The sequence below is a fragment of the Algoriphagus sp. TR-M9 genome, assembly GCF_027594545.1.
Lineage (GTDB): Bacteria > Bacteroidota > Bacteroidia > Cytophagales > Cyclobacteriaceae > Algoriphagus > Algoriphagus halophytocola.
Genome location: NZ_CP115160.1, coordinates 3,210,671 through 3,222,763, shown reverse-complemented (window position 1 = coordinate 3,222,763; position 12,093 = coordinate 3,210,671). Strand labels below are relative to the sequence as shown.

At 43.7% G+C, this 12,093-nt stretch carries 7 protein-coding genes; 2 read left to right on the top strand and 5 right to left on the bottom strand.

Annotation, left to right across the window (positions count from 1 at the left end; translation table 11 throughout):
- Nucleotides 1-24: 24 nt before the first annotated feature.
- Nucleotides 25-1,770: a RagB/SusD family nutrient uptake outer membrane protein gene (locus tag PBT90_RS13505; protein WP_270129722.1), complete on the top strand. Its 1,746-nt coding sequence runs from the start codon at nucleotides 25-27 to the stop codon at nucleotides 1,768-1,770.
- A 747-nt stretch (nucleotides 1,771-2,517) separates the two neighbouring features.
- Here PBT90_RS13505 and PBT90_RS13500 read toward each other — a convergent pair.
- The gene (locus PBT90_RS13500; protein WP_270129721.1) at nucleotides 2,518-4,347 is read right to left on the bottom strand and encodes a metallophosphoesterase family protein; all 1,830 of its coding nucleotides are present in this window, start codon (nucleotides 4,345-4,347) and stop codon (nucleotides 2,518-2,520) included.
- Nucleotides 4,348-4,363: 16 nt separating this feature from the next.
- Complete coding sequence (locus PBT90_RS13495) at nucleotides 4,364-5,437, bottom strand: phosphatidylinositol-specific phospholipase C1-like protein (RefSeq protein WP_270129720.1); 1,074 nt, start codon at nucleotides 5,435-5,437, stop codon at nucleotides 4,364-4,366.
- A 252-nt stretch (nucleotides 5,438-5,689) separates the two neighbouring features.
- Here PBT90_RS13495 and PBT90_RS13490 point away from each other — a divergent pair, with 252 nt between their 5' ends.
- Nucleotides 5,690-7,504 carry an alkaline phosphatase gene (locus PBT90_RS13490; RefSeq protein WP_270129719.1) on the top strand — a complete coding sequence of 605 codons (1,815 nt, stop codon included), beginning with the start codon at nucleotides 5,690-5,692 and terminating at the stop codon, nucleotides 7,502-7,504.
- Nucleotides 7,505-7,852: 348 nt separating this feature from the next.
- On the opposite strand, the gene PBT90_RS13485 is transcribed toward PBT90_RS13490, so the two are convergent.
- From PBT90_RS13485 to PBT90_RS13475, 3 genes are all read right to left on the bottom strand, one after another.
- Nucleotides 7,853-9,355 carry a sulfatase-like hydrolase/transferase gene (locus PBT90_RS13485; protein ID WP_270129718.1) on the bottom strand — a complete coding sequence of 501 codons (1,503 nt, stop codon included), beginning with the start codon at nucleotides 9,353-9,355 and terminating at the stop codon, nucleotides 7,853-7,855.
- A gap of 238 nt (nucleotides 9,356-9,593) precedes the next feature.
- Nucleotides 9,594-10,241 carry a TetR/AcrR family transcriptional regulator gene (locus PBT90_RS13480; RefSeq protein WP_270129717.1) on the bottom strand — a complete coding sequence of 216 codons (648 nt, stop codon included), beginning with the start codon at nucleotides 10,239-10,241 and terminating at the stop codon, nucleotides 9,594-9,596.
- Nucleotides 10,242-10,362: 121 nt separating this feature from the next.
- On the bottom strand, nucleotides 10,363-12,081 hold the full coding sequence (locus PBT90_RS13475; protein ID WP_264811110.1) for a RagB/SusD family nutrient uptake outer membrane protein: 1,719 nt from the start codon (nucleotides 12,079-12,081) through the stop codon (nucleotides 10,363-10,365).
- Nucleotides 12,082-12,093 lie beyond the last annotated feature (12 nt).

The window sequence follows — 12,093 nt, the reverse complement described above, 5'->3', positions numbered from 1 at the left end:
AATCATTCAGAAAAAAATATCATCATGAAAAATATCAAATTATATAAAATACTCCCTATCGCTGCATTTATGTTTGCTTTTCTAGGCTGTACTGATCTGGATGAAGAAATCCTAGATGAGTCACTTACGGGAACTGGCGAAGCTGAAGTAGTGAGTGGCTCCATCGCTCCAGTATACGGAATGCTCCGTCAGGTATGGATGCACACAGTCAATTTTGGACTTCAGGAAGTGGCTTCAGACGAGGGGATTTTGCCTTACCGTGGCGGTACCGACTGGTTCGACGGTGGTAAATTCATCGCAGTTCACCAGCACCTGATGACACCTACCAATGGTTTGGTGAGCGATGCGTGGACATACATCACCCTGACTTTGTCAAGAGCAGTATTGGCTGAGGAAAGATTGAGACTGGAAGTTGAAAATGGGAATTCTAACGCACAGGATGCCTTGTACGAAATGGTGGCTATGAAAGCTTACCTGAATATGCTTGCTTTGGACAACTGGGGACTGGTATTCAAGAAAGACGGTTCAGATCAGCTTTCGGAAATCCTTAGAGGTCAGGAGGCCATCAGCTATATCGAGACTGAGTTGCTTTCAGTTGTGGATGGGATTAACAGCAACAAAGGCCCTGGAAGGATGAACAAGCATGCAGTAGAGGCTTTATTGGCAAGGTTATACCTTAATGCAGCGGTATATAGAGATCCTTATGGTACTCCTGAGTTCAGAGATTCAGACCTGGATAAGGTGATCCAATACACCACTAATATTATCAACGGTCCTTATGCTCTGTCTCCGGAATATTTCGATTTGTTCAACGACGATAACAATACAAACCCTGAGTTGATCTTTGCCTTGGATCAGCGAGGCGTACTTCAGACTGAGCATAGTAGATGGCAATATTGGTCTATTTCAGGAGATCAGGTGCCAAGACCTGAGTCACCGAGCACAAGGGGAACAGATGCCGTGGCTATGACTCCTAGCTTCTATCAGACTTGGGTGAATGCTTATGGAGATGTGGATCCCGCTGATGCAGATGCCAGATTTTTCAAGGAAAATACTATGGTTCCTGAGGAGTTGAGAGACCTGACAGGGGTGAATCCTACCAATGATGCCAATCATTTTTATACGGTAGAAGCAACTGAGTTTGAGATGGACAGAGGAATACTAAGAAACATCATTTGGGGGCCTAGAAAGGATGAGAATGGTAACATTATTACTGACGAAAATGGGAAAGTGAAAATCTATCCGGTGATCAACCGAAGAAGTAGCGGAGCGGACATTAGATATGTTGACCATACCTTGAAAGTGGATTTCACTACTGAAGGAAGCCTTCACAATGCCGGATTTAGATTCTCTAAATATCAGTTTAGCCGCACCGCACCTAACTGCTGTAGCAATAGCAGCGTGGATATTGTATTGATCCGATTGGGTGAGATTTATCTGATGCGTGCTGAAGCCAAATTGAGAAAAGGCGACAATGCAGGAGCTTTGGCTGATGTAAATACGCTAAGAACCTCTAGAAATGCCCGTCCAGCCCAGACACCTGCTCCTTTGAGTGCTATAGATTTGGATATCCTATTCCGTGAGTCAGGGTTTGAATTGTACTGGGAAGGTCTTCGCAGAGTGTACCAAATCCGTTTCGGGAAATATGAGGATAGTTGGACGGAGAAAACGGATTCGGACGTGAACAAAAGACTGTTCCCGATTCCTCAAAAAGCAATGGATGGAGCTTCCAGTGAAGCAGGATTCTTGGTTCAAAATCCGGGTTACTAAAACTTATTAAACTTTTGATCTTAAAATGCCGATGGGATTTTGTCCCATCGGCTTTTGTGTTTTCTGACAACTGGAGGGGATGAGAAAGGAAGCTTATCACTCATCGTGCCTTTGGCACTCTTGTGTTCTTTTTTGCTGTATGTTCCCGAATTTCGCTTCGCTGTATTCGGGGTTGCTACGTTGAATGTCGTTGGCATTCTTGGTTTTATGACAGGCAGGTTGGGAATAGATTAAAAATCCCAATAGGATGATGCTATGAGCCTATTCTTGCCAAAGGCAAGACCAGTAAATGCCCAGAATGAAATTCTGGGTTAGTGGTTAATTGCGAGGACCTGAAGGCCAAAGGCAGGACTGGTATTGAAATGAAAAAAGTGGCGTATGGATACTGATCGTGCCTTTGGCACTCTTGTGTTTTCTGTTGCTGTATGTCCCCGAATTTCGCTTCGCTGTATTCGGGGTTGCTACGTTGAATGCCGTTGGCATTCTTGGTTTTATGACAGGCAGATTGGGAATAGATTAAAAATCCCAATAGTAGGATGCTATGAGCCTATTCTTGCCAAAGGCAAGACCAGTACATGCCCAGAATGTAATTCTGGGCCATGTAGGATTTAGAATTCGCAAGAGTGCCAAGGGCACGATTGGTATTGAAATTTTATGGATATCCGCTACTATCCAGCCACATTCTTTAACTACTGGCATCATTGCGGATAATCAGAAAAATTTTACAAGTAAAAGTCTTAGCCACCATCAATCCTCTATTTTCTTGATCGTATTTTTCTTCAGATCGATGGCAAAATGATCTGAAGGATTGGAATGATAAAGCTTTTCGAAAATCCCGAAAAACTGGATCAATTCACTGTTCAAACTCTTCTCTTTGCTAGCTGTCTTTTGGCTAAGGGAAGATATCAACTCCTCATAAAAACTAATTCTCTTCTCGGGAATCAGCTTTTTTCCAAGTTCATCCCCGTTTTTCAAAAGGTAAAAATCATCGATGATGGCATGATCAGGTTGTGTTCTTTTGGAACTCACTTTTAGCTTTCTCATTTTCTCCTGTAGGAAACTTTCACTTTCGGTTTCCTCCATTTTACTCCATTTTAATAGCTCCTCAGGCGAGAGGTTCTGAAGGAGAATGGCAAGATTCTCCGGCCAATCGGAAGGAATAAACCTGGATTTGGTCAATTCCCGCAAATGGTTTCTGGTGTACTCCAGATAGTCTTTTGACGCTAAAATGCTGCTATCCCAGATCCCCGGATCCTGCTTTTCCAACAACCAGCGATGCTCCATTCGGTAGAGATCAAAGAACTCATTCATGTGATCTACCTCGGCTAGGGAAATCGTTTCAATTTCCACTGTGGAGGACTTGGATGTTGTCAGCTTTTTGTAGGCCGGTGGGTAGGCCGCTAGAGAAGGTACTTGAATATTATACATGGTATGGGTGGTTGTTTGGTCTTGATAAATTCCAGTATCATTAATATGCATGTGTCCCGCAAAGTGGATTTTAATTCCCGCCTTCGCGTAGAGACTTGTGGTTTCTGTGCTAGGAACTCTCGCCAACTGAAACTTCTGGGCTCCGAAAAGCGCACTCATTTCATCGGAGGCTCCGTCGTGAAATTCCGCCAGTGGGTAATGGCTAAAGGAAATCAGTGTTTTTCCTCTTTTTTCAGCTTCGGAAGCTACTTTTTTGATCCAGTCTAGTTGGTGTTTTTTGTGGAGAGCAGCTTGGTTAAAGCCTACGGATGATCCTCTCCACTCAGTTCCTGTATAAGTATAAACATTTCCATCCAAAGCTAAAAGCCAAATTCCATCGACGGGCTCAACTACATAGCTGGCGTCGGGTAGCGTTAGTCCTGAATCCCCAGCTTTATAGACCCGATCTTCCAAAGATGAACTGGCTATTGCCTGTTGAAAATCGTAATTATCCACATCCAATTCCTGAAAGGGATGCGCCCAAAAAAGATCTTTTTCACTGGGAAAAAACCCAAAATCACCCAAGGCATTGGTGATTTCAGGATAGCCCCAGTAATTGATTTGATCTGAAATAGCGACCTGCTCGGTAGAAAAGACATCTTTTGAACCGGCAATGGCTTGCTCCGAACCATCAGCTCCAAGGAAATCCCGCTTTCCGGCTTTACCTCCAAAGGGTTTTACAGGATCATGGTTTCCAGTGGTGAGGAAAAAACGCATCCCGGATTCTACCGAATATTGATCCAGAATTTTCTTCAGTGCCAACACATTCATAGGTTGCCCGTCATCGGTAAAATCCCCTGGAAGCATCACGAGTTGGATTCCTCTGTGCTTTAGATCCTCTAGGGCTGCGATAAAGGCAAAGTAGTTTTCGTTGAAAAGCCGGGTAGAGTTGATCTGGCTTTTCATGGTGCGAATGGTGGCGAATTTGCCGGTTCTCGGGTTTAGCACACCCTTGAAATCCTCTGAATTCAGCTCCGCATAGACATCCTGCAAATGAATATCGGAAAGAAAGGCAATTTGATTGGTGTCCCCTTGTGCCAGGATACCATGGGAGCTAGCCAGCTGTATCGCCGTCCCGAGTATCCCTGCCAATAAATGTTTTTTGTTCAAAATCAATCCAAGTCAATTAGTTATTATTCAAAACCGGGTTGGGTCTTTCGTACCTGTTTCCTTCGAAATTAACCTTGTAATTCGATTTGAAGAAGGTGGATGGCTGATAATAATCTGTGGAAATGACCTGCGCTCCCGATGCTTTGGCCTTTTCGAAAGTGGAATAATCTTCCGCCCTGGCTTCTTTGGTGTCAGAATCTGCGCGGGTGCGGATCATGTACCCCTTTTGCACCAAGTCTTTGATATAGTCCTCATCTCTCACAGCGTTATTGATGATTCTAAATCCTGCGGTGGAGTTTCCTTCTTTTTTGTTGACAAAAAGCACCGCGTTTTTCAGGTCGGGCTTAGCACTTAAATAGCGGTCGATTTTCTCCTCACTTTCATCCAGTACAAAAAGAAATTTACCTCTCACCTCATCTAGCTTTGGCCAGTTTCCGGCTAAAACTGCAGATTCCAGATCAGCATAATCCCCTCTGACCTGGTCAGGTGTAATCAGATTTTCCATTCCCAAATGCGTTCGGATCTCTAAATCTATGCTGTCCAGTGCAGTTGCGGTAAAGGGCAAAACAGGTCGGGTGCCGGGGATATTTCCATCCTTAGCATTGATCAAAATAAAGATAGGCGTATGATCGGGGTTGTTTTCACTCCAGGCTTTCAATGCTTTCAAGGCATCTGCGAAAAGCAGGTAATGTGACTGGAAATCCAGATCCTGCACGTGAAATAGTTTCAGCCCCGGTTTGGAAAGTGCGTCATTCGGATCATAGTCGGGAATTTCTCCACCGGCGCTTTTGATGATTTCCAAACCTTTGGGATTGGAATATCTTCCGCCTTCAGGGTCGTGAAAAACATCCAGTTCCAGATTTCTCAGTCCCAAATCCAATTGTTCTTCCAATGGAATATGTGCATATCCGAGACTTTGCGAAGCGGAAGGATTCACCTTGGATAAATACTCCAAAAGCTCAGGTGCCATTTGGCTTTTGTAACTGTTATGACTTCCGATGACCTGGATTTCATTGAGTTTTTGGGCAGAAAGCTGCGAGGAAAAGAATAGGCAAAAAGCGCTAAAAGCGTAAGAAAATAGGGTTTTCATAGAATTGATTTTAAACGGCAATTTCCTGATTTTTTGCCTGGTAATCCCGTAATGTCTTTCATCGTTTTGTTATGATTTTGCGAAGCTACTTGCGCATGGAATGGGAATTAAGTTATTAAAAAATGATGATTTAGAGAGAATTAGGTTTTGCTGGTGATTTGAAAAGTTGCAAGCTATTTTACCTATGTGTTAAGCCTCTGCTAATTCACGGATTTACATGATTATTTTCTGTTGAATGGGCTATTTTTGGCCATGCTTAAAATCTTTTCACTTTCTCTTTGCCTGCTGCTCAGCATTTTCCAACTGGCAGCCCAGGATTCCAAAACCTTCCAACTTCATTCTCATAACGATTACCTGCAGACTGTGCCTTTTTGGACGGCTTATTCTGCGGGAGCCACTTCGATTGAAGTGGATGTGATTTTGCAGGATGGGAAACTCATGGCTGCACATGAGGTAGAAAGTATCAATCCGAAACGCACGATTGAGAGTTTGTACCTGGACCCCATCGCTGAAGGCTTGAAAAGCGGCGTGATTTCGAAGATTGATTTTCACCTCCTGGTAGATCTGAAAACTTCAGCTTACCCAACTTTGGAAGTTTTGCTGGAAAGCATGAAAGACTATTCAGACATTTTGTTCAGCCAGGAAAATCCTGAAGGACTGAAATTGATTATTTCCGGAAATAGACCAAAGCCGGAGGATTATGAAAAGTATCCGGCTTGGATGTTTTTTGATTACCAAAGTAAGGTGTTAAGTGAGGATTTGCCGTGGGAGAAAATAGGGATGGTGAGTTTGAGTTTTCGCCAGTTTTCTATCTGGAATGGCAAGGGAAGAATGGTGGAGGATCAGCGAAAAGCCGTGCAGGATTTCATTGATTTAGTGCACAGTTTCGACAAGCCAGTTCGCTTCTGGGGTTCGCCGGACAGCAAGTCAGCCTGGAAGGCATTTTATAACATGGGCGAGGATTACATCAATACCGACCATCCCATCGCCGCTGCTGAATACCTGAGTAAGTTGAACGAAAACGTCTATCAAAATCCAGCACTTCAGGATGTTTATCAACCCAAATTTGAGGTGGACGGGGCGAAAACTCCGGTTGAGAATGTGATTTTGCTGATCGGTGACGGAAATGGTTTGGCGCAGATTTCTTCAGCCTTATTTTCCAATGGCAATCAGCTGAATCTTACTCAACTGAAAAATATGGGATTGGTAAAAACTCAGGCTGCGGATGATTTTACCACAGATTCTGCTGCCGGAGCCACGGCTTACGCTACTGGGGAGAAAACGAACAATAGAGCCTTGGGTGTGGATCCAGCAGGAAAAGCGCTGAAAAATCTGCCAGATGTTTTGGATGGCTACGGTTTTTCCAGCGGCATTATTACCACGGATCAGTTGACAGGCGCTACACCGGCATCCTTTTATGCGCATCATCCTGAGCGCGATGATTCGGATCAGATTGCTGCGTATTTACCTAAGAGTAAACTGGATTTGTTCATCGGTGGTGGAGGAGCTAAATTTTCCTCAGAGTCGGAAAATCTCCAAGATGCTGGATTCACCATGGTGGAGAATCTGGGCGAAACATCGGCGGAAAGATTAGGGTATTTTGTTGCAAATGATGCTTTGCCTAAAAAGCTGGAAGGAAGAGGAGACTATTTGCTAGAAAGCACCGCCTTTGCTCTTGATTTTTTCGGCCAGAAAAAAACTCCTTTTTTCCTCATGGTAGAAGCTGCAAATATTGATTCCGGCGGGCATGAGAATAGCAGTTCAATGATTGTATCGGAGATGCTGGATTTTGATCAGGTGATCGGCGAAGTGATCCGTTATGCAGATGCGCATCCCGGCACTTTGGTGATCATCACAGCAGATCATGAGACGGGCGGAGTTTCCATACCGCAGGGGGATATTGCATCTTCTACCGTAGAGTTAGCTTATCACTCCGATGATCACACGGGCATTATGGTCCCGATTTTCGCTTATGGCGCTCATGCGGATGAATTTAGAGGGGTGTATGAAAATACAGAGGTGTTTCATAAAATCATGAAGTTGGTTCAGCAATTTCACGCCAAGTAAGCTGCTTTCTATCGCCTGCCTACCAGAGTAAATGGCAGCATAAAGATATTTCGGACCAGGTCAAAGGAAAGATCAACAGCAAACCCCAAAAGTCTAAAAGGAAGTAATAACAGCCATACAATAGGGTAAAGGAAAAGTGCGATAATGGCTAAAGGCCAGCAAAGGATAAATAGGATGCACCAAAGAAGAAAGCTTAGCATGTAGTTGGATGTATTTTGAGGAGCAAATCGCAAAATATGTTCCAGCTTATAAAAATGCCTTCTCCATCTCGGAAAAGGCATTTTTATATTTTATATGTTCATTTTTTGAACAGTACGTCCTAATGAAATCGGGCATTTATAGCTTTTCTTAATCCTGCCTTTCTACCCCTTCAAAATACCTCTTTAAGGTATATTCCGGCTGCCAGCGATCTGGCTTTCTAGTAAGAGTAGCAGGATCATATTCCAGAGGCTTGATCACTTTGGCAGTCAAAGCAGCAGTATCGCCTGAGCTCTTTTGCCAACCTTTCAGCATAGTCATCAATTCATTTTTGGTCTGAGATAATTGCTGATTTTCCGCCAGGTTATTCAATTCCAAGGGGTCATTTGTAAGGTTGAACAATTGCGTGTAATCTCGCTCTGGGTATCTGATCAACTTCCATTCCGGTGTTCTGACTGCTCGCACGGTATGTCGGTAAGCAGTAAATAAACTGTTCCTTACTTCAGCGCTTTTTCCAGCAAGAATAGGAGCCAAGCTCTTTCCATCGACCGACGTTGGTTTTGGTAATCCTGCCAAATCTGAAAGTGTAGGATATAAATCATACAAGTAAACCATCGCATCGAATGTCTCATTTTGAGGAACGCCAGGGCCTTTGATGATCATCGGCACTTTTGTGCTATGCTCATAGAGGCTTTGTTTCCCAAGTAGGCCATGACTTCCTGCTGCCAAACCATTATCAGCAGCGTAAACGATGATGGTATTGTCATAAAGCCCATTGTCTTTCAAAGTCTGTATGATTTTGCCTATTTGCGTATCCAAATGTGTGACTAAAGCATAATAATCAGAAAGTATCATTTGGATCACCTCTGGCTTTCTAGGCCAGTCAGTAAGCAACTCGTCCCGAACCATCAAGTTGTCAAACTCAAAAGGATGATATGGCTTGAAATTACCTGGAAGAGGTAAAGTACCATCTGGATAATGCTTGATGTAGTTTGCTTCAGGAGAATATGGGTCGTGCGGGGCTGTAAAGGCTACATAGGCGAAAAAAGGCTGCTCGCTTCCAGAGGCTACATGATTTTCTATAAAATCTATAGTCCCCTGGGCAAAGATATCCGTCGAATAGCCTTTATAGCTCCCTTCTCCTAACTTGCCCTCCTGATCATAGTCCCGCAATAAAATAGTGTAATGATCGGCCATTCCGCCCAGATAGACATTTTGCGCCTGCTGGAAACTCGCTTCGAAAGCTTCTTTTTCATTATGCCACTTGCCTGTTCCGAAGGTGGTATACCCAGCTTGCGCAAAGTCCATTGGGAAGGTACGCTCGTCCTTTAGCTTATCATAGACATGGAAGAGACTTTTGCCACTGAGTAGCATCGCACGGCTAGCGGCACAGACTGCTCCATGATTGCCGCCCATTACATAGGCATTTGCGAAGCGGCTTCCTTCGCTGGCTAGCTGATCTAGATTTGGTGTTTGGATATAGGGATTGCCTGCTGCCCCTAGTGCATCTGCTCGCTGATCATCGGCGAATAGGAAAAGTACATTTGGTTTAGGCTTGTTTTGCAGCGCAAAAGTGGGAAGACAGCAAGTGAATAAAGCAAAAAGAAGGGATGTATTCAGGGATAAACTTCTGAAGTACCTGATTAATTTCATGTGTTTATAATTTTTTTTAAGGTCACAGGGAATCTTCGCATGAATTATAATCATCCCTCTGTGTGTCGCTTCGGGTCATGCTTGATTTCATCTGTTTATAATTTGTTTTTAAATGGTCACAACCTGTCCCATGACATAGGAAACGGGATGGAATCTTTGCATGCATTATAATCATCCCTCTGTGTGTCGCTACGGGGCATGCCTGTCTGCCTCAGGCAGGCTCGATTTCATACCGGTTTTATAGTTGGGTAAATCCATGTTTTTCTATCACTCTCTGGTATTCATCCTTGGCAGATTCAGTCAGGTAAGGAGTGAGGATGGTCCAGATGGTTTTGACCATTTCACCTTTTTCGGTGAAATGATAGAAGGGGAGGACTTCACGTTGAGAAAGCCAGAAAGAAATGGTCATACGAATGATATGCTGGACTCTGTCTGCAACTCCACCGTATTCTTCGGTGAGGTAACCTTCCTGCTTAAATTTTTCAAAAAGCTCTTCCGTCTGTGCCTTTCTGATTTCCAAGGTTTCTCGGATCAGCTTGCTCACTTTAGGGAAAGAGCGGGTGATCTCCAGTACATCCAGGTTGAAAAACCTAAATTTATATTGGAACTCTTCAAACTGAATGAGCAGCAGATGTAAATTTTCAACTGCGGAACAGTCTTCTTGCTGATTATCATAGAGAGCAGTCATTTCTTCCCGCATTTTACCATGTATAGCCACAAGTAGGTCTTCCTTGGTCTTGTAGTGATAATCCAGGTTACCGTGGCTGATCCCAATTCCGCCAGCGATATGGCGGCTGGTAATCCCCTGGACACCGTGTTCATTGTATTGGGCTATTGCCTCTAAGATGATCTTGTCTTTGGTTTTGAGTTTGGTGGGTTTTTCCATTGCTAATACGGTGGTTAAAAAAAGAATATTCCATGAAGTTAAGGTTGATTTAAAAAAAAAGGGGATAAACTATCCCCTTTTTTTTAATAATAAACCAATCTACTTCTAACTATTTAAGATTTTATTCCCAACCTGGATTTTGTTTAAGGTTAGGGTTTAGTACAATTTCATCTGAAGGAATAGAGGTCAAGTAGTCCTGATCAGGTCTGAACCCATAACCATTCGGTAGTTGAGTTTGGAAGTAATCAGTCTGACCATTTTCGTCAAGTAGCGGGGTGAAGCCCGGGAATTCATCTTGTGCAAATGGATAGCCTTTTGGTCTTTTGCCTACTACCAAGCTGTGTGCAGCCCATCTTCTGAAGTCATCTGGACGCTGTCCTTCTAGCGCTAGCTCTACTCTTCTTTCATTTCTGATGGCATATAATGCATCGTCCACAGGATAGCCATAATCGATCAGGTTATCACCATACTCAGACTGAGGAATAGCTTCGAAAGCTGGCATACCCACGCGATCTCTAAGCATGTTCAGTGCCTCATAGGCGATGGTTCCATCTAGTTCGTATTTGGCCTCTGCATAGTTTAGCAATACTTCGCCATATCGGAAATAGATTCTACCCGTCTGGCTGAGTCCTCCAAAGTCAGCTCCTGCTGCAGTAGAGAAAGGGTTTGAGAATTTTTTCACCTGAAAACCAGTAGCGCAAAGTTCCTCAGATCCACCCGTCAAGAATGGCTTGTCAAAGACTTGTGCTGAGCTTGCTACTCTCAAATCGCCAGGAATCCATACAGTAGCATGAAGTCTTGGGTCGGCAGCTTCAGCTATTTGAGTAAGGAATTCGTTTCCTTTAGCAGTTTCTGCAAGTCCATCGTAATCAATAGGATTTCCGTCTTTACCTAGGTAGGAATTAATCAATGACCAAGTCAAAGACATATCTCGGGTACGTCTGGTCGTATAAAACTGTAGCTCGTGTCCCAGCTGCTCCGAAGTACTGGCAATGCGGTAAAACAATACCTCATTGATATCGGACATATTGTCCAGCCCAAACAAGTTGTAATAGTCAGACTCGGGGTTTCCTGTGCTGTATAAATCTACCGCATACTCACCGCTCATAAGCTTTTCAGCTGCTACTACAGCTTCTTGGAAGTATTTGCTAGGGTCTGCTCCATCGGTACCGAAGACGGTTCCTGCATGGTACTTTTGCCAAGATCCTTCATACAGGGCCACTTGGGTCTTGAAAGCCAAAGCAGTCTCTTTGTTGAGCCTGGCGTTTCCTACTTCTGATTTGGTGCCCAGGTGCTGAAATGCCAAATCAAGTTCTGAAAGGATAAAATCTGCAACTGCGGTTCTTGGATCCTGACCTTTGTATAGCCCCTCATCACCTGGTAGCAACTGACTGGTATAAATAGGTACATCTCCGTAGGCCTGCAGCTTTTCGTAATAAAACCAAGCTCTGAAGAAATGTGCTTCTCCTAGAAACTGTGCATAGGAGCTTAAGTCATCCTGAACATTCCCAATGTTGTCAAAAAGAATATTGATGCTGCGAATGTCTGACCACTCATTAGTCCATTGGCCATTTCTAGGAGCTCTTGAACCTTGGATCACTGAATTTGGTACCGCTACGATCAGATTGTCGGAGCTGGTTTCAGATAATGGAAGGTTTGCAGAGCCATGCGTAGGGAGGCCTGCATAGTATTTCTTTACGTAGTTCTCTACATCATTGCTGGTTTTGAAGTAATCGTCAACCGCAATTTGATCTTCCGGAGCATTGTCAATAAAGGATTCGCATCCTATAGCGCCGACCAGAAGAATCAATAGTCCGAATATATTTATTGATTTTTTCATTGTCTTAGTCAT